Below are 23,947 nucleotides of genomic sequence, written 5' to 3' on the forward strand. Positions count from 1 at the left end.
TACAAATAAAACAGGCCACCATTTAAATGGTGGCCTGCCAATGCATTGATGGGAATTGTAATTTTTGTTACACCACCTGCTCTACCACAAAATATTTATCCAGCTCTTCTACCAACTCATGCTTGGTAATAGGTATACCCATGATCTTATGGTACCCTTTGGCATCTACTAAGTACTGGTCGCGGATAATTTTAATCAGCTGGCCATTATTAATCTCCGGGATAATCACATGCTCAAAATTGCGGATAATTTCGCCCAGGTTTTTAGGGAACGGGCGTAAATGACGGATATGTGCATGGCTTACACTTTTGCCCTGCGCCTGCAGTTCAGCTACTGCAGATTTAATAGCGCCATAGGTAGAGCCCCAGCCCAGTACCAGTACTTTACCTTTATCCGCACCGCTGTCTATTTTTTGATCCGGGATATGTTCTGCTATTTTATCTACCTTTTCCTGGCGGATCTTCACCATGGTTTGGTGATTCTCCGGGTCATAGCTGATATTACCGGTTATATTTTGTTTTTCGATACCACCAATCCGGTGTTCTAGCCCGGGGGTACCAGGTACTGCCCAGGGGCGCACCAGGTTTTCGTCCCTTAAGTAAGGCTGAAATTTATCTTCATGATCCCATAGCTCTGTTTTAAATTTCACATGAATAGGCGCCAGGGTTTCTTCGGTAGGGAAACGCCAGGGCTCTGCACCGTTGGCAATATATCCGTCGCTCAGGAAGATAACCGGCGTCATATGTTGTACACTTATTTTAACCGCTTCATAAACCGCATCAAAACAATCGGCGGGACTGCTTGCCGCAATTACCGGCATAGGGCATTCGCCATTTCTACCGTAGTAAGCCTGTAACAGATCCGATTGCTCGGTTTTGGTAGGCAAGCCGGTTGAAGGGCCGCCACGCTGCACGTTTACAATTACTAAGGGAATTTCGAGCATCACGGCCAGTCCCATTGCTTCTGTTTTCAGGGCCATGCCGGGCCCGGAAGTAGTAGTAACACCTAAAGCGCCACCATAAGAAGCGCCTATGGCTGCTGTGATAGCTGCAATCTCATCTTCAGCCTGGAACGTACGAATGCCGAAATTTTTATGACGGCTTAATTCGTGAAGGATATCGCTGGCAGGTGTGATAGGATAGGTACCTAAGAACATAGGTAACCCGCTCTTGGTAGAAGCCGCAATTAAACCCAGCGCCAGAGACTGATTACCCATAATGGAACGGTAGGTTCCGGGCTCAATCCTTGCTTTTTCAACCTTATAAGTAGTGGTAAATGTTTCGGTAGTATCGCCGTAATTGTAACCGGCCTTTAAAGCTTTAATATTACTATCTAAAATATCGGGCTTTTTGGAAAACTTCTCGGTTAAGAAATTGATCGTATTCTCCATATCACGATTGTACATCCAGTATAAAAATCCCAGGATGAACATATTTTTTGCCCGGTCTTTTTCCTTGGTGCCCAGGGTAAACTCTTTCAACGCCTCCCGCGTAAGCTTGGTTACATCTATTTTGATAAGCTCGTAACCATCCAGGCTGTTATTCTCAATAGGATTTACACCATCGGGATAGTTGGCCAGGCGCAGGTTTTTGGAGTCAAATCCATCTGTATTAGCAATGATCCTTCCGCCTTTTTTCAGGCCTTTCAAATTGGCTTTCAATGCCGCAGCGTTCATCGCTACCAGCACATCGCACTCATCTCCGGGGGTATATATATGATCTGATGAAAATCGTAACTGGAAACCACTCACACCCGGAATGGTGCCCTGCGGGGCTCTTATTTCTGCCGGAAAATCGGGAAAAGTGGAAAGATCTGCGCCTAGTAAGGCGGTATTGGTAGTAAACTGGGTGCCTGTAAGCTGCATTCCATCGCCGCTGTCACCCGCAAATTTGATAACTACATCCTTTAAAACTTCCTGTGTTCTGTTCATGCCTCAAAAATTGGGGCACAAAGGTACGAAAGTTCCAAGCTTGGACTCTTTAATTTTACGAAGGGCTGACAAAGGGAGAAGGATGACTGTTTGTGGTTGACAGATGACGGTAGCGTTATACTAACAACTGTCATCTGTCAGCTAACATCCTATCTTACGGCAATCATGCTGATCTCTACATTCACAAACTTGGGTAACGCAGATACCTGAACTGTTTCTCTGGCAGGAAAATTGTCGGTAAAGTACTGCCCGTAAACCTCGTTGATCTCGGCAAAGCGGTTCATATCCGTGATAAAAATAGTGGTTTTGACCACATCAGGGAAGTTAAGTCCTGCTTCTGTTAAAATAGCCTGCAGGTTTTTCATACACTGGTGGGTCTCATCCTGCAAAGTTGCATTATTGAGTTCACCGGTGGACGGATCGATGGGGATTTGCCCGGATATATATAAGGTATCCCCTGCAAAAACGGCTTGATTATAAGGACCAATGGGTGCGGGGGCATTAACCGTAGTTATTATTTTTTTTTCCATAAATATTAATTGAAAGAAGCTTTGCAAGTGTACAAAAGAACCATTAAATAAACAATTTCTATAGCTTTAGCCCTGTTTTTAAAACTTTAAATGTAATTAAGACATATTTTAAACAATATTCATTTTTTTTGCAGGAATGCTTTTTTTAAATATAGATACGGCAATTGATAAAGGATCCTTCTGCATCAGCAGGAATAACGAGGTGATTACCTTTGAAATGACCGAAAGCAGGAACGAACAGGCCGGTTGGCTACACGAGGCAATTCAGCATTCTTTTAAACAAAATAACCTGGATTTCCGTGAGCTGGATGCCGTAGCGGTAAGCAATGGTCCCGGTTCCTACACCGGTTTAAGAATAGGTCTTTCAACCGCAAAAGGGCTTTGTTATGCATTAAACAAGCCTTTAATTTGCATCAATACGCTACAAATTATTGCAGCGGCAGTAGAGTTAGAAGCCAAACGTTATATTTGCCCAATGATTGATGCGCGCCGTATGGAAGTGTTCACAGCGCTATTTGATAAAAACCTGACTCTCATAAAAGAGCCCTTTGCCACAATACTAAACGAGAAAAGTTTTTCAGATACCTTAAAAGAAGATCATATCGTATTCACCGGCAACGGCAGTAAGAAGTTCAGGTCACTGATAAACGACAATGTGAATGCTGAAATAGTGGAGCATAACATTGATGCGCGGAACATGATATCCCTATCGGCTCAATATTATCAGGAAAAAAATTTCGCAGATGTTGCATATTGTGAACCATATTACGTTAAAGATGTATATATATCTAAAAAAGAAATATAAATAGCATTGCAATAAATCATTTTTAAGCTGGTATTTTTAACCCTCTAAACACGATCATTTAAATGAGCAATTATCACATTTCATTCGGGGTAAAGGAAAGCCCCGGAGAAGAATTAACTCTTGATACTCTGGCTATAAAGAAAGCCGCATTAATTTTGCGGGCTTTTAATCACAAGTTAAGGCAACAAATACTGAAACTGATTGATAATCAGGAGAAAGTAACAGTTACTGAAATTTACGTAAAATTAAGAATTGAACAATCTGTAGCGTCTCAACACCTGGCAATTCTGCGGAAAGCAGACTTTGTAAAAACGGAGCGCGACGGAAAATTTATCTACTATACGGTAAATACCCAACGTATGAAAGACCTTAACAAATTTGTTGGGGAGCTTTTATCCTAATTTTTCACCATATTTTCGCGGCATGACAGCACTCGGCATTGAAGCGTTTAGCCAATTCGCAGAACAGGGACTCACCATCATTGATATCAGAAGTACTGAATTGTTGAAGCAGGGTTTTATAAAGGGCAGTATTTCACTTGGTTCCCCGGCCATTTTTGGTGCTCAAATCGGTACGCTTTCCGGGTTCTCACTCAGCTCCGGCTTTAGTCCTGTTTTATTAGTAGGCGATGCCGTTCAGGATTTCGAACCTTTTCTACAACAATTACCCAATGGCTCCAATAACTGGGTAAAAGGTTACCTGGAAGGCGGATTTAACGCCTGGGAAAAAGCCGGCGGAGCTGTTGACCTGATTATTGACGTGGAAGTGGATGAACTAATTATGGATATTCCGTTTGATGAAAACCTGGTGATCATGGATATCCGGCCAGCCGTTAATTTTGGTAATGGCCATTTAAAAGATGCGGTAAGCCTGCCATTAGCTCAAATAAATGATCCTCTCAGAATTTCTGCAATCGAGGAAAATGATAATTTATACATTGTAGGAGAAAATGACGATGCAGCATTTTTAGCTGCAACGATCTTAAAAAAGCAGGACATTCATAATCTACGGGTGGTGCTGGGTGGCTGGGAAGTCATTCAATCGGAGAAAAAAGCCCAGATTGTAAAAGAACCGGGAATGTTGAACTAGGCAAAACTGCCAGGTTTCACAATAATTTTATGGGAAACCCATTAATATTTTAAGTAATTTCGTTGCCCCCGCCACCCGCGGGGGCAATTTTTTTATTTTCAATTTACAGGAAAGAATGAACTTATTTGATGTTTATCCCCTCAACGATGTAACTATCACCAAAGCTAAAGGCTCTTATGTTTGGGATAGTGAAGGCAACCAGTATTTAGACCTTTATGGCGGGCACGCTGTGATCAGCATTGGCCATACACATCCTCACTGGGTGCGACGCATTGAAGAGCAATTGGAGAAAATAGCATTCTATTCCAACTCTATTCAAAATCCCCTGCAAGGAGAGCTTGCGAAAAAGCTGGGTGAAGTATCGGGAAAAGGAGATTATAACCTTTTTCTATGCAACTCTGGCGCGGAAGCTAATGAGAATGCATTGAAGATGGCCTCCTTTCATACAGGCCGGAAAAAAATAGTTGCTTTCAGCAAAGCCTTTCACGGACGTACATCATTGGCCGTAGCTGCAACGGATAATAAAAATTACGTGGCACCGGTAAATGAAACCAATAATGTGGATTTTTTGCCGTTTAACGATGAAGAAGCACTGGCTGTTCATTTTGCAAAACATGGCAAAGAGATCGCAGCTGTGATCATCGAAGGTATACAGGGCGTAGGTGGCATCAACGTAGCCAGTGAATCTTTTTTACAATTGATCCGATCTTTATGCGACAAATATGGCGCAGTATATATTGCAGATGCGGTACAATGTGGTTACGGCCGTAGCGGAAAGTTCTTTAGTCACGACTTCGCAGGAGTAAATGCTGATATTTACTCAATGGCTAAAGGCATGGGCAACGGTTTCCCTATTGGCGGTATCATCATTGCGCCTCATATCAAGCCTAAACATTTTCAACTAGGTACCACCTTTGGCGGCAACCACCTGGCTTGCGCCGCTGCCATGGCTGTATTGGAAGTAATGAAGGAGGAAAAACTGATGGGCAATGCCGTAATGACCGGGAAATACCTGCGTGATGAATTGAACGCTATTCCGGAAGTACAAAATGTGCGTGGACGCGGATTAATGATCGGTTTTGATGTGCCCCAGGAAATTGCTGCTTTGAAGAAAAACCTGTTGACGAATCAGAAGATCTTCACCGGTGAAGCAAAGCCTAATGTAATCAGACTGCTTCCTTCTTTGGCTTTAAAGAAAAAAGACGCTGAGCAGTTTATTGATGCAATAAAAGAAGAGATCGAGGCCTTTGCTGTTGCAGCAGAATAATTTCCGGTCTCCTGTCTTCAAAGACATTCTTGAGATTTGTTCTTTTGTGCATACATCAGACAATATTACAATGGTTCGTGCACACACACGAACCATTATTTTTTTTTAGTAATTAGTATATTAAAACTTTATCCATACAATCATGTCACTTTTAAAAGGCAACACATTTATCAGTGCATTAGATGTTACCGACATCAACGCATTGGCAGCGAAAGCACTTGCTTACAAAGCAAACCCTTTAACTGATAAAAAACTGGGAGAAGGTAAACGCATCGGATGCCTGTTTTTGAACCCAAGTATGCGTACCCGCTTAAGCACTCAAATTGCGGCGCAGAACCTGGGCATGGAAGCCATTGTGTTTAATGTGGGCAATGAAGGCTGGCAATTGGAATTTGAAGAAGAAGCCATCATGAGCGGAACGACTGTGGAGCATGTGAAAGATGCCGCGCCTATTTTTGGAAAGTATTTTGATATACTTGCTATTCGTACATTTCCATCTTTGGTTAATAAAGAAGATGACTACAGCGAATTATACATCAACCAGTTTATTAAATATGCTGGCTTGCCCGTAGTAAGCCTGGAGAGCGCTACGCTCCATCCTTTACAAAGTCTTACAGATGTAATCACTATTAAAGAAACATTTAAGGAGCAACGTAAACCTAAAGTAGTGTTAACCTGGGCTCCGCATGTAAAGCCGTTGCCGCAATGTGTGGCTAACAGCTTCGCCCAATGGATGACCGAATGGGGTGAAGTAGATTTTGTAGTAACTCACCCGGAAGACTATGAACTGGATCAAAAATTCACCGGCAATGCACCCATTGTTTACGACCAGGACGAAGCATTGAAAGATGCTGATTATGTGTATGTAAAAAACTGGAGCACTTATAACGACTACGGGAAGATTTACAGTAATGAACCAGAGTGGATGCTGACGCAGGAAAAACTAAAGCTTACCAACCCCGCAAATGGCGGGGCTAAAGTCATGCATTGCCTTCCCGTGCGCAGAAACGTAGAGCTGAGCGATGAAATATTAGATAGCCCCAATAGCATCGTTACCCAGGAAGCAGGCAACAGGGTATGGGCAGCACAGGCAGTATTGAGTGAGCTGTTGAAAAAGTAACGCTACTTATGAACAATTTTGCACAACTTATAAAAGCCGTTTCCTTTACACATCGGCAACTTCAGTCCAAAGCTGCAGGTGCGGTAAACCAGGCATTAACCATAAGAAATTATCTTATCGGCTATTACATTGTAGAGTTTGAGCAAAATGGCAAGGGAAGAGCAGCGTATGGTAAAAGTCTTCTGGATAAGATGGCTGCAAAACTTGATATTCGTGGACTTACAGCTCCTGAGTTATCCAGGTGCAGACAGTTCTATTTAGTGTATCCTCAAATTCTTGGGACACTGTCCCAAGAATCTCATTTATTACCTGCAAACATTTTTGGGACGCTGTCCCAAAAATCTAAAAAAGCGGCACCAGCAAAAAGCGTAACCGTTACCGCGGCCAAAATAGTATCCAACTTATCTTTTTCGCATATAGCTGAACTAATAAAAATTGAAGACCCCTTAAAACGTAGCTTTTATGAGGTAGAGGCTATCAAGGGGATATGGGGAGTAAGAGAACTAAAACGGCAAATAAACAGCCTGTATTTCGAAAGAAGCAGTTTATCATCAAAGCCTCAAAAGCTAGCAACAGCTATACGAAAAAAGGTAACACCACAGGAACCTTCTGACATCGTTAAAAATATTTATGCCTTTGAATTCTTAGGATTGCCGGCAAAGGATATCGTTGAAGAATCTGATCTGGAAGCGGCATTATTAGATAACCTGCAAGGTTTTATTCTGGAAATGGGTAATGGCTTTTGCCTGGAAGGAAGACAGAGAAAAATACTCATTGGGCAAAAGCACTATTTTGTTGACCTGGTGTTTTATCATCGTATTTTAAAATGCCATGTTTTATTGGAATTAAAGATCGGAGAGTTTGAGCATGGTGATATCAGCCAGCTTAATACCTATCTGAATTTTTTTAAAGGGGAAGTCTGTGAATCAACAGACAACCCTCCTGTTGGCATATTGCTGGTAGCAGAAAAAGATCAGGCTTTGGTAGAGTATGCCACAGCGGGCATGGACAAGCATTTGTTTGTTAAAAAGTATATGCTTCGGCTTCCTCAAAAAGGAAAGCTTAAGAAATATGTAGAGAAAGAAATACAACGTTTAAAATGATTTTGAATTCTTGGGACAGTGTCCCAAGAATTCAAAACAGAAGTAATTTATATAAAAAGAAAAATGTCAGAAACTCTCTTTGTAGTAAAAATAGGTGGTAACGTTATTGACTCCCCCGATGCATTGCATGCCTTTCTAAAAGACTTTGCAATGGTAAAGGGCCATAAGATACTGATCCATGGGGGCGGCAAGATTGCTACCAAAATAGGAGATCAGCTAGGTGTACAATCCAAATACATCAATGGACGGCGTATTACAGATGATGATACGATTGATATTGTTACGATGGTATATGGTGGATTGGTCAATAAAAAAATAGTAGCACAGCTACAGGCCCTGCAAACCAATGCCATTGGCTTAACGGGCGCCGATGCCAATATGATACCAGCCACCAAAAGACCATTGAAGCTCATCAATGGCGAAAGTGTTGACTTTGGCTGGGTAGGTGATGTAGACCATTCAAGGTTTGAGAGCCAAAATTTAAAATTACTAATAGGGGCTGGATTTACTCCCGTATTTGCACCGCTTACGCACGATGGACAGGGACATATCTTAAATACCAATGCCGACACTATCGCTTCAACGCTGGCAGTGGGCTTGTCATCGTTGTATCATGTACGATTGATCTACTGCTTTGAAAAGAAGGGCGTATTGGAAGACGTGAATAACGATGACTCTGTAATAAGAAATATCAACAAAGAAAAGTACCAGCAACTGCTGGCAGAGAACAAATTATTTGAAGGCATTCTTCCTAAAATAGATAATGCTTTTGACGCTATCAATGCCGGTGTAAAAGAAGTATTGATTGGTCATGCAGCCGATTTGGTTAAAAACACTACTGAAGCAACCGAAGGAACATTAATTACCCGCTGATGAATGAACAAACATTATACAATAGTGCCGTAGCACTATTAAAGCAATTAATAAAAACTTCCAGCTTCAGTAAAGAGGAACAGGAGACCGCAGCACATATTAAACAGCACTTATTACAGTTTGGTATTACCGCTGAACAATTGGGAAACAATATCATCGCCAAAAATAAATTTTTCGACCCCGCTAAGCCAACTGTGCTGCTCAATTCGCATCACGATACTGTAAAGCCTAACCCCAACTATACTTTAGACCCTTTCGATCCAATTGAGAAAGATGGAAAGCTATTTGGCTTGGGAAGCAATGATGCCGGTGGTTGCCTGGTGTCTTTAATTGCTACTTTTATTCATTTCTACGACAAAACCTCGCTGCCTTATAACGTGATGTTAGTAGCAAGTGCCGAAGAAGAGATATCTGGTTACAATGGTATTGAAGCTGTAGTAAAAGAATTGCCGCCCATTGATTTTGCCATAGTAGGCGAACCCACTTTAATGCAGATGGCAGTTGCAGAGCGCGGCCTTATGGTGTTGGACGCCGTTGCGCATGGCAAGGCGGGGCACGCTGCGCGCAATGAAGGCGAAAACGCCATTATCAAAGCCCTAAAGGATATTGAATGGTTTCATACTTACCAGTTCGGTAAAGTATCGCCACTCTTGGGGCCTAATAAAATGTCAGTTACTGTAATTGAAACAGAAAACAAGGCACATAACGTGGTACCTTCCATCTGTAAATACGTGGTAGATGTAAGAGTGAATGAGCTCTACACTTTTGATGAAGTGATTGCAGAAATAGAACAACATGTACAAAGCGAAATTAAACCCCGGTCTACACGTTTAAAATCCACTTCCATTGCTACCGACCACCCGGTCATCCAGGCTGGATTAGCAATGGGTAAAACCATGTATGGCTCTCCCACTACTTCAGACAAAGCCTTAATGCCCTTTCCGGCTTTAAAAATGGGGCCTGGCGACAGCGCCCGCAGCCATTCTGCTGATGAGTTTATTTACCTGGAAGAAATTGAAAAAGGGATCAAAGATTATATCAAGATCTTAGAGAAAATTATGTAATTGCTTCTTTTTATTCATCATCATAAAAAACTGATGAGAAATCTTGTCCTTCCCTGTTGCCTGTTACTGTCTTTTGTTCTGAATGCACAAAAAGGCATCACCTTCGATGTTGAACAATTAACTCCTCCGGAAAGGCTTTTGGAGGAAAACCACGATACGAACATCTATAAACGGTTATTACAGCCAGATGCTACCGGAAGTATTCCTGTTATGGCGAAACAGGTTAATTCGCTTACAGATTTGGTCGCTCGTTATAAAGCATCCGGGACTTTAGTAAACTTTGGTTACCACTCCTTTTTTGATGGCATATATCATGCTTATGCAGAGCACCGGCCGGTGGTATTATCACCCGATATGATCTGGTTATTGATTTCTCAGGGCTTTGCCCATCATGTCAATAATAATGCTGAAGCTTTACGAAAGCATTTTGTAAAACACGATGGCAGGGTGTCTTTAATCGTAAAGGATAACCGTATCCGGCTTAACGATCCTGAAAGCCCCTGGCAGGATGTCTTTCCCGCTTTTACACAACAGATTGAGAAACATACCGGCAAGGCACTTATAAATGCATTAACTGCTGATTTTACCACCACCACACCCATTACCCGTATAGCATCGCAAATCACTATTATGGACGCAATGAAAAAATATTTCGAATACATAATAGTGCGCATTGGCTGCGGTATACCCCAAGTAACACTCCAGGGAACTACAGCTGACTGGGAAAAAGTACTGGAAAAAGCGAGGTCACTGAAAAAATATGAGCTGGATTGGTGGCTTTCCGGTGTAGAGCCACTGTTACAGGAATTTGTTAATGCTTCGAAAGGTAACATAAATAGGGACTTCTGGCGCAACATGTTCAAATACCATGATGTAAAGGGAATTTATAAAAGCAAAACAATAGACGGCTGGTTCGTTAAATTTTTCCCATACAATAAAGAAGGTAAGCGTAACAATCTAGATAGTCTTTCAGGAAGCGCAGGTTTGCCAGATGAAATAGTGAAGGTTGATTTGCGCTATTTGGTACTGGGAGATGACGGCAGTATTATTCAAGATACCCCTTTAGAACTCTGGGCGGGATTTATTGGTTTACGTCAGAATAAAACCAACTACGCATTAACGCCCGAAATAGGCTGGCTGATCAAAAGAAAAGATACGCTTCCCGATCCTGCAATTGTCAATCGGCTAAAAAGGGAAAAAGACGATGCATTTGGTGGCATAGAGATACGGGTAAATGAAGTGCCCCGGGAGATCCTGCAAATCGATCGTTTTAAAAAATTAACCATTATATTTATCGATAGTATACGCATACCCCAAGCAATGGGCAACATACAGGTAGAGCAGTTAATACTCAAAGGGAAAATCAGCCAGCAGGAAGAACAAAGAATTTTCAACCTTTTTCCACAGACGAATGTCTTTATAAACTCCAAAACGAGGAATGACCAGGATTAGTCAACCCTACTTAAAGCTCCATAATACTTTTAAGCGATATTTTGTCATTGGTATGGTTGTTATGACAGATGCCTGGGAATATGAAGAATATTAAATTTTAGCCTCAAAACATACTGGGATAAGCACAGATTACGTTTCTTTGTAAGCCATAAATCGTATTAGACGTTTTAAGGCTTTTTAACAGCGGGTCACTTACATTTTGACGCCATCATAATTATTATTACAGCATGAAACTCTGGCAAAAAGATACAGCAGCGCTTAAGGAGGTAGAAACTTTTACAGTAGGGAAGGATAGGGAAATGGACCTATACCTGGCCCCGTTTGATGTACTGGGCTCGCTGGCTCATACCCGTATGCTGGAATCAGTGGGCTTGTTAGACAAAAAAGACCTGGCCGATCTGCAGTCAGCCCTCAAAGAAATTTATCAGCAAATAGAAAAAGGTACGTTTACACTACAGCATAACGTAGAGGATATTCACTCACAGGTAGAATTACTGCTTACGCAAAAACTGGGCGATGCCGGTAAAAAAATACATAGCGCCAGAAGCCGTAATGACCAGGTTTTGGTAGATATTAAGTTGTTTTTGCGTAGTGAAATTGAAGGGATGGTGAATGCGATGCTCCCGCTTTTTGACCTGTTGCAAACACAAAGTGAAAAATTCAAAGACCATTTATACCCTGGCTATACGCATTTACAATTGGCTATGCCTTCGTCATTTGGACTGTGGTTTGGCGCTTATGCCGAAGGCCTGGTAGATGATATGTTAACCCTGAAAGCAGCTTTCGAAGTGGTAAATAAAAACCCCCTCGGGTCGGCTGCAGGATACGGCTCTTCCTTCCCTATCAACCGGCAAATGACTACCGATCTGTTAGGATTTTCGACTCTTAATTATAATGTGGTGTACGCCCAAATGGGAAGAGGCAAGGCGGAGCGTGTTGTGGCACAGGCCCTGGCCAACATTGCCGATACCCTGTCCAGACTGAGCATGGACATGACCTTATACCTGAACCAGAATTTTGCATTTGTAAGCTTCCCTGCTGAGTTAACAACCGGCAGCAGTATTATGCCTCATAAAAAGAACCCTGATGTATTTGAGCTCATCCGCTCTCATTGCAACCGCATTAAAGCATTACCTAATGAGATAGCAATGATGACCACCAACCTCCCATCTGGCTATCACAGGGATCTGCAGTTATTGAAGGAACATTTATTTCCCGCTTTTAAAACATTAAAAGATTGTATTGAGATGGCGGGCCTGATGCTTTCCAATATTGATATAAAAAAAGATATACTGATGGACGAAAAATATAAATACCTGTTTACCGTAGACCTGGTAAATCAACTGGTATTACAGGGCGTTACTTTCCGCGATGCCTATATACAGGTAGGAAGATCGGTAGAAGATGGGACTTATACAGTACCCGAACAAACACCCATCAGTAATCCGCATGAAGGGGCTATTCAAAACCTTTGTACAAAAGAAATAAAGAGCTTGATGGATAAGGCGGTGAGCGATTTCGAGTTTGGAAAGGTGCATCATGCTATAAAAAGCCTGTTACAATAAATCATTTATAAAGAGCCGGAGGTGATATTCCCGGCTCTTAAGTTATATTGCTAATCATTTCAATCGCTCCAGCTTCCCCTTTCTCTTCACCAGGTTTTTATAATCCCACTGAATATCCCTGGCTTTTTTCAACCATCGCTTCAGGTCTTTTATATTAATCTGCTCTTTGGATGTATACGTCACGGAAGCATCCTTAAACTTTCCCGTTCCGGGTATTAAGAGCGGCTCCTCAAAATCTGCCCCGCTCCAGAACATTAAACGAAGCCCTGCTTTCAACCTGCTGTAACCCGCCACAGGATTGCCGTCTAAAAACCAAACGGGATGTGCATGCCAAATTTTGCTTTCTGCTTCCGGCAAAGCTTTATCAATCTGTCGGGACAGCTCGTTGCAGATCGCCGCATCACCGGCAGTTTGAGCCCCGTTATATAATTCAATTTCTTTATACATGTTGCCTTTTGTATGGAAATTTACACCTTTTATAAAAAGTTTGCTACCTAACTGTAACATTCTGGAAGTTTTTTCGATTACTACTAGTTATGTTTATCGTATCCAAACCACTAATGAGACATTTTTTGTATTTGCTAACCGCGGTTGCCTGCCTTTTATTTTCAGCTACATCATTTGCGCAGGGTTCTGTTAAGGGCAAACTGGTAGATGCCGATACCCAAAAGCCTTTATATATGGCTACGGTTACTGTATTTCAGGCGCAGGATACATCTTTAGTCACCTATAGGCTAAGTGCGGAGGATGGCACTTTCAAGCTGCCGGGACTCGCAACTAACCTCCCTTATCGTATTCTTGTTTCTTTTAGTGGCTATGCGGTACACCGCCAGCCGTTTTTATTAAAAGCCGACTCCCTCGATATGGATCTGGGTACCATTATCATGCAGCCTGCTACGACCCAACTGGACGAGGTGTTGGTAATTGCGGAAAGGCCTCCCATGATCATCAGGAGAGACACGGTAGAGTTTAATGCTAATGCTTTTAAAACCTTGCCCAATGCAATGGTGGAAGACCTGCTTAAGAAGCTGCCTGGTGTACAGGTAGATAAGCAAGGCAATATTATGGTAAATGGTAAACGCGTGAACCGGATACTGGTGGACGGGAAAAATTTCTTTGGCAGCGATCCCAAAATGGCTTCACGCAACCTGCCATCTAATGTCATTGATAAAATACAGGTTACCGATGATAAAGACGAGTTGCTGGAGCGCGGTGATGATAACCTTAATAATGTAGGAAAAGTGATCAACCTGACTTTTAAGAAAGGAGTTAAAAAGGGAATGTTTGGTAAAGCTTATGGTGGTGGCGGATCGGGCATCAATGGCGGACGCTATGAAGCCGGCGCTATTGCCAACATATTCAGAGACACGTTGCAGGTTAGTCTCTTAGGATATACCAATAACCTTAATCGCCCGGGCTTTGGCTGGGCAGACCTTATGCAAACCGGTGGCCTGCAGAGAAATCGCGATGTGAGCGGCGGTGGCAACAACAATACTAATAATTCTAATTTTGGATCTACGATATCCATTAACGGCATCAACTTCGGAGGTATGTCCCGTATGGGAGGCGTTACTACCAGTAATGGTCTCGGTTTTAACCTCAATCATTCTCCCAATAACAAGAAAGCTTTTTTCGCCCAATATTATCTGGGAGGAGTTAATACAGATGTTGAAAGCAACACCACTACAAGAATATCCAATGGTGACACTATTATTACCAACCGCTCTTTGTATGATGCGAAGATCAAAGGATTGACCCATACATTTGGCGCGGGAATCAACCTTAAACCTGACACCGTTACAACCATTAATGCCACCGCCAACTATATATTAGCTACCGAAAGAACCAACAGCATCAACAACCAAAGTGGCGAGAACAACCTGCTAGGCTTGTTAAATGAAGGCGCAGTGGGCATCAATGGCAAAATAGGTAACAATATATTAAGACAGAACTTTTCCATTACCCGATTATCCAAGAAGAAAACCGGGCGACGTATTTCATTAGCACAGGGCCTTACCTGGAACAGCCGTTCGGTGGATAATTATACTGATGCAGAAATCAACTACCGCCAGCCCAGGCAATATGATAGCCTTATTAACCAGTTAAGACAGGAGCGTGTGCCCACCTGGTTTGCCTATGCCGGTATCAACTACAGGGAGCCGCTTGCTAAAAAACTCTTCCTCCGTGCCGGAGCCCGATACGAATACGAAAACCTTAAGAATGATATTACTACCCTGGATAAACAAGGCGCCGTTTACGATACGCGTAATAACGACCTGAGCAGTGATTTTTCAAGGAACAGTAACCGTTATTTCTTAAGCACCGGTTTGGAATTAAAATTGAAAGACCTGGCTATTACCCCGGGCGTAAGGTATCAATATCAGCAATTCGATAACAAACTTTCTTTTGTTGCTAACCCTGTAGTACAAAGATTAAATAATGTGCTGCCACAATTAGAAATCACCTATCGTAAGCTTACGGTAAATTACAACAGAGATATCGTGTTGCCAGATTACACCTACATGATACCCGTAAGAAACAACACCAATCCTTACCTGGTGAACCTGGGCAATACCGATCTGCTACCTGCCGTAATGGACAGGATTAATGTGAACCTTAATACTTTTAACCCCAAGAACAACCTGAATGTATGGAGCTGGGGTGAGGCATGGGTAGCGAATAACGATGTAGTGCAGAGTATTACCATGGATGCGAGTGGGTTACAAACCATCAAACCGATCAACGCTGATGGCAGCAAGCGCATCGCCGCCAATTTTGGCCTGAACCAGGATATTAAATACAAAAACAGTTTTACTTTCTCATGGAACGTAGGCACCTGGACAGAATACCGGGAAAACCCATTTTACTATAATAACCAGGAAAGTAAGCAGAGAAGATTGCTGAGCAATATATGGAGCAACATAGGGTTTAACTGGGATGATAAACTGGAAGTTATTCCAGCGTATTCTTTTTCTTATATGCAGGTGAAGAACACTAATTCATTATTTACAACGCAAAGCAGCTTCGATCAAACTATAGGTATTGAAACCATCATGCGCTATATCAAGCATGTGATCTTCGATAGCGAATTACGGTATCTCAATAATAATGCATTTGCCAACCCTGAGTTTCGCCGTATGTTTATGTGGAACGCCGGCGTCAACTTTACTTTCTTTAAAGATGAAAGGGCTGTATTAAGAATATTTGCCAACGACATTTTAAATCAGGCGCGTAATACGGACATTATCCCCAATCAAAATACGGTGCGTACCATTTATAGCAATATTATAGGCCAGTATTTTATGGCGACCTTTACGTATAACCTGCGTCCTTCGGGCGCTAAAGGAAAAGTAGGCGGCGGGTGGTCTTTATTTTAAGGCCTACACAACAAGGGCTCCTTTTGTAGCAGGTTGCTCCCCTTTATTTAAAGTTGCTATGCTGTCAAGCGTTACTGCAGCAATTTGCTCCAAAGCTTCTTTTGTAAAAAAAGCCTGGTGGGCAGTAACCAATACATTGGGAAAACTCATCAGGCGCTGTATCATATCATCCTGTATAATATGAGTAGAAAGATCTTTAAAGAACAGCTTTTCTTCCTGCTCATAAACATCTATACCCAGGTAGCCGATATGACCGGTTTTTAAAGCGTCTATCGCGTCTTTGGTATCTATCAGCTTACCCCGACCGGTATTGATGATCATTACTCCCCTTTTCATAAAAGGAATGGTTTGTTTATCGATTAAATGAGTGGTTTGCTCATTCAGCGGGCAGTGCAGGGAAATGATATCACTCTGTTGCAGCAACATTATCAATGGCAGAAATACCACTCCTTCGGCTTCCAGGTTTTTATCTGCAATCAGATCAAATGCCAGAACATTGCAGCCCATTCCGAGCATCATCCGGCAAAAAGCTTTTCCTATATTGCCGGTACCTATTACGCCTACGGTTTTCTGGTAGAGGTTAAAACCCAATAGTCCCTGCAAGGAAAAGTTCTGCTCGCGTACCCGGTTATACGCTTTATGCGTTTTACGGTTCAGCGCCATAACCATTGCCAATGCATGTTCTGCTACAGCCTCGGGTGAGTAAGCCGGTACACGGCACACCCTGATACCCAGTTCGCGCGCAGCTTCTATATCCAGGTTATTAAAACCGGCACATCTCAGCGCTATCATTTTCACCCCTTTTACAGCCAAGGCCTCCAATACCTGCCTGTTCAGCTTATCATTTACAAAGGCACATACTACTTCACTGCTTTGCACCATTTCCACCGTAGGTGCACTTAACTCGGTTTCAAAAAATTCAAATTCGAATCCGTATGCTTCATTGGCATGCAGGAAACTTTCTTTATCGTAAGGTTTTGCGGAGAAGAATGTAATTTTCAAAGTAGAAGGTTATAAGTTAAAAAGACAAATTTAGTCATCTACTTTATATCTCTATCTCCGGCACAGTTTTGTATTATTAAAAGGTATGAAACGCTGGACCTTTTATGTATTGCTGATCTTTCTCATCCCTGCCTGCAAGCAGATACGTCCGTTGCTGCAAAATACCGTTCGTGGTAAATACGAAAGCGGCTTTAGTAAAAAGGACAGCCTGTTTAAGGTATGGAAGGCATCACACGAACGAGCTATGGCGACCCCGCTACAGGTAGATATCCCTTATATTGCAAGCATACAAATAAAACATGCAGATGCATCGGCCCTGGTTTATACGGTATCTGTCAAAAGAGGAGAACAGCTAATAGCTGAAATTAAAAAACCCGCCGATAGCAGCCGTTTTATACTGGAATTTTTTAATGGAGACCCGGCAGCCAGCAAAACCCTGCTGGCCGAATTGGCAGAAAAAGCAGGCAGTGCTTATTGGACCGCACAAGATGACGACAGTGTGCGTATCAGCCTGCAGCCAGGGGTAAACGATTCGGGCATCTTTCATTTTAAGATCTATAAACAACCTTCCTATCAATTTCCCGTAGCCGGTAAAAACAATACTGCTATTCAAAGTTTTTGGGGGGCCAATCGCGATGGAGGAGCACGCTTGCATGAGGGCATTGATATTTTTGCGCCAAGAGGCACGCCGATAGCGGCGGTGGCCGATGGCCGCATTGGTTTTGCGGGTGACAGAGGATTAGGCGGCAAACAGGTTTGGTTACGTGAAAACCTTGCTGGCTTTAATGTATATTATGCGCACCTTGACAGCTTTATAGTAAACAGCGGTGATGCAGTGAAACGCGGAGACACATTGGGTTTCGTGGGCAATACGGGAAATGCCGCAGGAGGGGCTCCGCATCTGCATTTCGGTATCTACGGCAATGACGGCGCAGTAGACCCTTTGGCTTTTATAAAGGAGTTGCCCGTTCCTGCCGACCGGGCATTTACTATCGATCCCCAGGCTAAACTATCCCGCAGTGGGCCGCTTCGTAAAGGTCCCGGCACTAAATACCCTCCACTTATGCAGCTTAATAAAAATGAACCTCTTAAATTTCAGGCACGATCGGACAATTGGCTCCATGTAACAGTAAGAGATAGTGTTGCCGGGTTTGTGCCGAAATAGCGGGAATGAAACCTTTGTGCTAAGTACTAATGAACTCGCATTAAACAGTTGGGCCTAGCACGAATGCTTACCAGCCGTTGGCACGTTATAGACGGTGTGTAGTAAATTGTATGCTTATGAAAATGAAGAAAAAATTTAAAATAGCCGCAGTTATCTTATGTCTATTCCTGGTTTTTAGATTTGTAAACCCGGATATAGCGAAAAACATTAAAGTTCAGGACTGTGACAGCAAATATAAAAAGTCGGTATTCGGGCGTGATCACGAAGGCTATAATTATCACAATGCAAAAATGGACATTGCTACATGTTTATGTGAAAAATATATAGCTACAAAGGATAAAAAATATGCAACCGAAATCGGAAAAATATTAAACGAATTTGAAGCCTATGAAAACATTAAAAACGAACCGGTAGAAGACATCTGTAGAAATGCAGACAGCATATTTATTTATTGGTATTACGAATAAAGCCGGCTGGTCTACAATGTATGGCCGATTTTGTGACAATGGCATTAAAATAAGTGCAACCAATAAATTTTAACACAGGCAATACTAAGATAAAAATAAAAGGAACAATGATAACAATGCGCAGAACTAATTCTGGTGACAATAATTTCCTGCATCTGGTTGTTGAGCTGGATAAGGACCTGGCCAAACGAAACGGGGACAGCAACGATTTCTTTGCTCAGTTTAATAAAACAGACCTCATCAAAAACGTTATTGTTGCTTTCAAGGGCAATACACCTGCAGGTTGTGGCGCCATGAAGCCCTATGACCACTACGTCATGGAAATAAAGAGAATGTTTGTACAACCCGACATGCGCGGCAACGGCATTGCTGTAGCCATGTTGCAGGAGCTGGAAGCGTGGGCAAAGGAACTGGGTTACAAAAAATGCATATTAGAAACCGGTGATCAAATGCCCGAAGCCATCAGGCTTTATCAGAAAACCGGTTATCAGATTATCGCCAACTACTGCCCGTACGAAAATGTAGCGAGCAGTATTTGTTTTGAAAAGGCTTTGTGAAAGGACCCATAAAGTTTCTTCAAGGATTATATCGGCACGCAAATCTGAAATCAATGATGTAAGATTACGAAAGCTAACAATAGGTTATATCTACATCCTATTTTCGTGTTTTTAAGTTCCGTCAAGAACAACCTTGGTAGCCGAATTTCAACGCCACGATGCGCGTGCCATAGGTACGCCACTAATTGTAAGTACAATATTCCGTAACAGAAAAATGGCTACATTAGCAAAATGGCCGGGCCAACGGTGAATGAGGAACGCCTGAGATCATTCCGCCGCAACTGAGATTACCGATCATTTTTCTTTGCGGGAAATCTTCCCTCATTCATTAAAAACATACCACAAATGAACAAATTGCTGCTTCTACTTCTTTTCCCAATTGTGTGTTTTGCACAGGTTGACAGTACTGATATCATTGTTAAACAAATGATGGAACAGCAAAAAATTGTGGGCCTTTCGCTGGCGATTATCAAAAACGGGAAAGCTATTGTTAATAAAGGTTATGGGTTAGCTAACGCAGAATTAGAAGTGCCTGTGGATTCAAAAACCGTCATCCGGCTCGGCTCTATAAGCAAGCAGTTTTTTACCACCGCCATTCTAAAATTAATGGAAGAGGGTGTATTAAGCATTGATGATTCTGTACACCGTTTTTTTCCTGACGCGCCGGAAACATGGCGGCCCATTATCATAAAGCATCTGATGTCCCATACATCCGGCCTGCAAAGAGAAGGGCCCGCTTATGACAATAATAAAATTCAGCCGGACATAGATATTATTAAGTCTGCCTATTCTTTGCCCCTTGTATTTAAACCTGGTGAAAAGTTCCAGTATTGTAACCTCGGTTACTTTATGCTGGCAGAAATTATAACAAGGGCAAGCGGAATGCCCTGGCAGGATTACATCCACAAGGCATTATTTGTACCCGCAGGAATGCTCAATAGTTACGTTACTGATTTTTATCAAATCATTCCCCGGCGAGCTAACGGATATATGCACTATAAAGACAGCCTTATCAATGCTACAGCTATGTACGCCATACGACCTAGCGGCGGATTTCTGTCTACATCATCCGATATGATTAAATGGGAGCAGGCCATGCGTGATAAAAAAATCATTCTCAAAAAAGCCAGCTGGGAAAAACTATGGCAGCCCCATATCAAAACCTCAGATAAAGCGGACTCAAAAGAATACTATGGGTTGGGCTGGTTTGTAGAAGAATATAAAGGACACCCATTAGTGCAGCACGGTGGCGCTAATATAGGTTTCAGATCGGTCTTCGCCCATTTCGTGAACGATGGCCTCTCGATTATTATTCTTACGAACACCGATGAAGCCAATCCCCGTACCATCGCCAATAAGCTGGCTGATTATTATTTCAGCAAATAAAATATTTTAAAAGATAAGGCCTACCAACTATCGGATAGTATACCTATTGCGAAAATGTCGTCGAAGCGCTTAATAAGGCGGGTGCGGTCGAAGCCGAAAGGCCACATGCTATCCCGAATACGAGTGCTTAAACTGGTGTTGCTTACAGAGTAGAATTTAAGAAGGCATTGTACTTCCGTAAGTTCGTATGGAGCTGTAAAAATAAATCACATTTCTTTGGTGGCGCGAACCACCTCCTTTTTGACGTAAACTTACTTATTTATTCCCTGTTTAAGCAGTAGGTTTGAGTATTAAAAATACTAAATGATTATTTATGGCACTCATTAATCCACATATCAACTTCAACGGAAATGCAGAAGAAGCATTTACCTTTTACCAATCGGTATTTGGCGGCGAATTCACAAGGATCGTACGTATGAAAGATATAGCAGGCGCGGACGTTCCGGTAGCCACGGAAGACGAAAATAAGATCATGCATATTGCCTTACCCATTGGCAAGAACAATACGCTGATGGGAAATGATGTTCCCTCGTTTTTGGGAAAAGTAAACGAAAACGAAAATAGGAGTAAGATCTCCATTAGCGCCGACAGTAAAGAAGAGGCGGACCTGTTATTTAACGGGCTTTCGGCAGGCGGACAAGTGGAGTTTCCTATTGGCGACAGTCCATGGGGCTCTTATTTTGGCATGTTTAGGGATAAATATGGCATTGAGTGGATGGTAGACTTTGCTGCACAATAAAAGTAAATTGCAGTTACCGGCCGGGATGATAGTTTGATCTACATTTACTGTCGCCCGGTCGTTGTATCTTAGAGGTATATATAACCCACTTAAAAAAATGGAAGCTGGTATAAACCTAAAACTCAGGCCCACCACCGTTGCCGACTTGGAGCATTTGTTTTTGTTTCAAACAGATCCCGAGGCTATTTACTTAGCTGCCTTTACGCCTAAAGATCCAACGGATAAAGCTGCCTATATAACCAAATATAAAAAGATATTAGCCGACCCCACTACCAATAATCATACAGTTTTATTGGATAGTAACATTATAGGGAGTGTTGCTAAATTTGTGATGGAAGGCCATGCAGAAATCACTTATTGGTTAGACCAGCAATTTTGGGCGCAGGGCATTGCGACCCAGGCACTGAAAAAGTTTTTGGAAGAAGAGTTAACAAGGCCCATTTATGGACGGGTAGCGTTTGACAATTTTGGTTCTCAAAAGGTTTTAGAAAAATGTGGGTTTGTTAAAGTGGGCTCTGATAAAGGTTTTGCAAACGCCCGTCAAACAGAAATAGAAGAGTATATTTATAAGCTATCCTGATATTGGGTCGATCTTCTTTTTATTTGCTAAAAATGACTATATTAGTAAATTCTTTGGGGAACTAAAATCTCAAAACCCAATTAATATTTAGCTATGAAACTGCGATCCGAATTAGAACCTTATAAGAAGCTGCCAAAGAAATATTTCCAAGACCTTTAGAGGTAGTTTCGCGCTATGACGAGGCCTATTGATTAAATTGACAACGAAAGAGATTGCCAACTAAATACTATCACACAAATCAATTGAACCAGAGCTTTAACCAAGCATACAATGCCGTTTCCACTAGACGTCAAATATATTGTTGAAACAGAAGAGGAACTGGAGGTCTTTTTCCCCGAACATTTTAAAGCCAAAATGATCAAAGAAAACGGCGGACCATTAGCCACCCAATACGATTACTGGCACCTTTATCCATTCTTCGACCAATCCAATCATAAAAGAATCAGCAGAACCTGTAATCATATTGGTTTGGAAACCAGGCTGGCCAGAAACTGGCGCAATTTCCCGGCTGACGCAATAGCGATTGCATCCAACGGAAGCGGCGATCATTTGGTATTGTTACCCATAAGTAAACTTAATAAACAACTAAGTGATGCCATTTTTACCTGGTATCACGAGACGGGCAAAACGGAAAAAGTGGCTGAAAGAATTGATGAATTGTTGGATAAATAATCATCAAAAATGGCTGATATCGTAAAAGTATATTATTTACGACATCATGAAAGATGTCGTAAAATTGAACCATGAAAAATATCGACCTCTTCAGAAAAGATTTTTTAAACGCCAATACCTGGGCACAAAGAAAGGATGGCGTTCCCATCGATGTATTGGATAAACTAACAAAAGAAGAGCTGAAAATAGCGGAAGCAGAGCTGATAAATATCGTAAGCCTCAAAGATCACTGGCCCGTCATCGGGCTGGGATATATCAAATCCAAATCCGCACTGTCGAAATTGTATGACTTGTTAAACAGCGCCGAAGGGCCCATGAAGGTAACCATTGCGCATTCCATTTTTCAAATATGTCGGGATACAAAAATGGCCGACATTGTTTTGAACACGATGCCGACCATTACCAATCCATTTGAGCTGATTGATATCTTGTATTTTCTTCCGGATTTTAAAGACGAAAATATTACTGAACTACATCACAATTATCGTAACCATACCGACTATTTGGTGGCTTATAATGCTACACAGTCTTTGGGGTTGTCAACCGATGAAGTAGTTAAAAAGTTTCGCGACAAAGAATAATAGGAATTAGACCAGTGTCTACTGCTGTAAATACTAACTGTTGCGCTATAGTTCTGCCTTCATTATACTCAGGCATGCACGCCTTCACTAATCTCCTCCACCATCTTCTTATTAAAGGCAGGCAGGTCTTCCGGTGTGCGGCTGGTGACTAATCCTTCATCTACAATTACTTCTTCATCTACCCAATCGGCGCCGGCATTAATTAAATCGAGGCTAATGGCTTTTACCGAGGTCATGCGGCGGCCTTCTACCACGCCCGCGTTGATCAATACCTGCGGACCATGGCAAATAGCTGCTACGGGCTTACCTTGTCCGAAGAAGGCTTGTACAAAACTAACAGCCGCATCGTTTACCCTTAACTTATCGGGGTTTAGCACACCGCCGGGTATTACCAAAGCATCATAATCATCGGCTGATACCTGGTCGACAATTACATCTACAATATATTCCTGCCCCCAGTCTTTATCGGCCCAGGCTTTGATAGTACCTGGTTCCAGGCTTACAATATGAGTGATCCAGCCCTGTTGTTCCAAATGTTCTTTGGGCGATTTCAATTCACTTTCTTCAAATCCATGGGTGGCTAAAATAGCTATTTTCTTGCTCATGATTTCAGTTTTTGAGGG

General features: G+C 42.1%; 24 protein-coding genes. 19 read left to right on the forward strand and 5 right to left on the reverse strand.

The genetic code is table 11. The features are described from left to right. Window positions 1-67: 67 nt before the first annotated feature. Both U0035_RS11640 and U0035_RS11645 read right to left on the reverse strand, forming a co-directional pair. Window positions 68-1,930: a 2-oxoacid:acceptor oxidoreductase subunit alpha gene (locus U0035_RS11640; protein WP_114789967.1), complete on the reverse strand. Its 1,863-nt coding sequence runs from the start codon at window positions 1,928-1,930 to the stop codon at window positions 68-70. 149 nt (window positions 1,931-2,079) lie between these two features. Next, window positions 2,080-2,460 (reverse strand): RidA family protein, encoded by a 381-nt coding sequence (locus U0035_RS11645; protein WP_114789968.1) that lies wholly within the window; start codon window positions 2,458-2,460, stop codon window positions 2,080-2,082. A 136-nt stretch (window positions 2,461-2,596) separates the two neighbouring features. Here U0035_RS11645 and tsaB point away from each other — a divergent pair, with 136 nt between their 5' ends. From tsaB to argH, 10 genes are all read left to right on the forward strand, one after another. Continuing rightward, window positions 2,597-3,265: a tRNA (adenosine(37)-N6)-threonylcarbamoyltransferase complex dimerization subunit type 1 TsaB gene (gene tsaB / locus U0035_RS11650; RefSeq protein WP_114789969.1), complete on the forward strand. Its 669-nt coding sequence runs from the start codon at window positions 2,597-2,599 to the stop codon at window positions 3,263-3,265. Window positions 3,266-3,327: 62 nt separating this feature from the next. Continuing rightward, window positions 3,328-3,666 carry an ArsR/SmtB family transcription factor gene (locus tag U0035_RS11655; protein WP_114789970.1) on the forward strand — a complete coding sequence of 113 codons (339 nt, stop codon included), beginning with the start codon at window positions 3,328-3,330 and terminating at the stop codon, window positions 3,664-3,666. 22 nt (window positions 3,667-3,688) lie between these two features. Next, on the forward strand, window positions 3,689-4,354 hold the full coding sequence (locus tag U0035_RS11660; RefSeq protein ID WP_114789971.1) for a rhodanese-like domain-containing protein: 666 nt from the start codon (window positions 3,689-3,691) through the stop codon (window positions 4,352-4,354). Window positions 4,355-4,469: 115 nt separating this feature from the next. Continuing rightward, window positions 4,470-5,621 carry an aspartate aminotransferase family protein gene (locus U0035_RS11665; RefSeq protein ID WP_114789972.1) on the forward strand — a complete coding sequence of 384 codons (1,152 nt, stop codon included), beginning with the start codon at window positions 4,470-4,472 and terminating at the stop codon, window positions 5,619-5,621. Between the two features lie 142 nt (window positions 5,622-5,763). Beyond that, on the forward strand, window positions 5,764-6,741 hold the full coding sequence (locus U0035_RS11670; RefSeq protein ID WP_114789973.1) for a Rossmann-fold NAD(P)-binding domain-containing protein: 978 nt from the start codon (window positions 5,764-5,766) through the stop codon (window positions 6,739-6,741). A gap of 8 nt (window positions 6,742-6,749) precedes the next feature. Next, on the forward strand, window positions 6,750-7,844 hold the full coding sequence (locus tag U0035_RS11675; RefSeq protein ID WP_114789974.1) for a PDDEXK nuclease domain-containing protein: 1,095 nt from the start codon (window positions 6,750-6,752) through the stop codon (window positions 7,842-7,844). Window positions 7,845-7,907: 63 nt separating this feature from the next. Then, window positions 7,908-8,717, forward strand: coding sequence for an acetylglutamate kinase (gene argB, locus U0035_RS11680; protein ID WP_114790463.1), 810 nt, complete (start codon window positions 7,908-7,910; stop codon window positions 8,715-8,717). Further along, window positions 8,717-9,781 carry a M20 family metallo-hydrolase gene (locus U0035_RS11685; RefSeq protein ID WP_114789975.1) on the forward strand — a complete coding sequence of 355 codons (1,065 nt, stop codon included), beginning with the start codon at window positions 8,717-8,719 and terminating at the stop codon, window positions 9,779-9,781. Before argB ends, U0035_RS11685 begins: the two co-directional genes overlap by 1 nt. 33 nt (window positions 9,782-9,814) lie before the next feature. Then, window positions 9,815-11,233, forward strand: a complete 1,419-nt coding sequence (locus tag U0035_RS11690) for a DUF4419 domain-containing protein (RefSeq protein ID WP_114789976.1) — start codon at window positions 9,815-9,817, stop codon at window positions 11,231-11,233. Between the two features lie 227 nt (window positions 11,234-11,460). Continuing rightward, complete coding sequence (gene argH / locus U0035_RS11695; protein WP_114789977.1) at window positions 11,461-12,798, forward strand: argininosuccinate lyase; 1,338 nt, start codon at window positions 11,461-11,463, stop codon at window positions 12,796-12,798. A gap of 54 nt (window positions 12,799-12,852) precedes the next feature. On the opposite strand, the gene U0035_RS11700 is transcribed toward argH, so the two are convergent. After that, window positions 12,853-13,305, reverse strand: a complete 453-nt coding sequence (locus tag U0035_RS11700) for a DUF1801 domain-containing protein (RefSeq protein ID WP_245957649.1) — start codon at window positions 13,303-13,305, stop codon at window positions 12,853-12,855. A 53-nt stretch (window positions 13,306-13,358) separates the two neighbouring features. On the opposite strand from U0035_RS11700, the gene U0035_RS11705 reads away from it, so the two are divergent. Next, window positions 13,359-16,175 (forward strand): outer membrane beta-barrel protein, encoded by a 2,817-nt coding sequence (locus U0035_RS11705; protein WP_114789978.1) that lies wholly within the window; start codon window positions 13,359-13,361, stop codon window positions 16,173-16,175. A gap of 3 nt (window positions 16,176-16,178) precedes the next feature. Here U0035_RS11705 and U0035_RS11710 read toward each other — a convergent pair whose 3' ends face one another. After that, a complete protein-coding gene (locus U0035_RS11710; protein ID WP_114789979.1) occupies window positions 16,179-17,177 on the reverse strand; it encodes a 2-hydroxyacid dehydrogenase in 999 nt (332 codons plus the stop codon). 85 nt (window positions 17,178-17,262) lie between these two features. Here U0035_RS11710 and U0035_RS11715 point away from each other — a divergent pair, with 85 nt between their 5' ends. The 8 genes from U0035_RS11715 (at window position 17,263) to U0035_RS11750 (ending at window position 23,324) form a co-directional block, all read left to right on the forward strand. Then, window positions 17,263-18,342, forward strand: a complete 1,080-nt coding sequence (locus U0035_RS11715) for a M23 family metallopeptidase (RefSeq protein WP_114789980.1) — start codon at window positions 17,263-17,265, stop codon at window positions 18,340-18,342. 122 nt (window positions 18,343-18,464) lie between these two features. After that, window positions 18,465-18,809 (forward strand): hypothetical protein, encoded by a 345-nt coding sequence (locus tag U0035_RS11720; RefSeq protein ID WP_211316363.1) that lies wholly within the window; start codon window positions 18,465-18,467, stop codon window positions 18,807-18,809. A gap of 116 nt (window positions 18,810-18,925) precedes the next feature. Then, on the forward strand, window positions 18,926-19,366 hold the full coding sequence (locus U0035_RS11725) for a GNAT family N-acetyltransferase (protein WP_211316364.1): 441 nt from the start codon (window positions 18,926-18,928) through the stop codon (window positions 19,364-19,366). A 345-nt stretch (window positions 19,367-19,711) separates the two neighbouring features. Next, window positions 19,712-20,752: a serine hydrolase domain-containing protein gene (locus U0035_RS11730; protein WP_114789983.1), complete on the forward strand. Its 1,041-nt coding sequence runs from the start codon at window positions 19,712-19,714 to the stop codon at window positions 20,750-20,752. A gap of 313 nt (window positions 20,753-21,065) precedes the next feature. Continuing rightward, window positions 21,066-21,491, forward strand: coding sequence for a VOC family protein (locus U0035_RS11735; protein ID WP_114789984.1), 426 nt, complete (start codon window positions 21,066-21,068; stop codon window positions 21,489-21,491). A 97-nt stretch (window positions 21,492-21,588) separates the two neighbouring features. Continuing rightward, window positions 21,589-22,071: a GNAT family N-acetyltransferase gene (locus U0035_RS11740; protein ID WP_114789985.1), complete on the forward strand. Its 483-nt coding sequence runs from the start codon at window positions 21,589-21,591 to the stop codon at window positions 22,069-22,071. A gap of 270 nt (window positions 22,072-22,341) precedes the next feature. Next, window positions 22,342-22,743 (forward strand): SMI1/KNR4 family protein, encoded by a 402-nt coding sequence (locus U0035_RS11745; RefSeq protein WP_114789986.1) that lies wholly within the window; start codon window positions 22,342-22,344, stop codon window positions 22,741-22,743. Between the two features lie 71 nt (window positions 22,744-22,814). Then, window positions 22,815-23,324: a hypothetical protein gene (locus U0035_RS11750; RefSeq protein ID WP_114789987.1), complete on the forward strand. Its 510-nt coding sequence runs from the start codon at window positions 22,815-22,817 to the stop codon at window positions 23,322-23,324. 68 nt (window positions 23,325-23,392) lie between these two features. Here the strand turns inward: U0035_RS11750 and U0035_RS11755 are convergent, their stop codons facing one another. Continuing rightward, entirely contained in the window at window positions 23,393-23,929 is a 537-nt protein-coding gene (locus tag U0035_RS11755) for a type 1 glutamine amidotransferase domain-containing protein (RefSeq protein ID WP_114789988.1), read from the reverse strand. Window positions 23,930-23,947 lie beyond the last annotated feature (18 nt).

Origin of the sequence: Niabella yanshanensis (assembly GCF_034424215.1) — a bacterium.
Classification (GTDB): Bacteria; Bacteroidota; Bacteroidia; order Chitinophagales; family Chitinophagaceae; genus Niabella; species Niabella yanshanensis.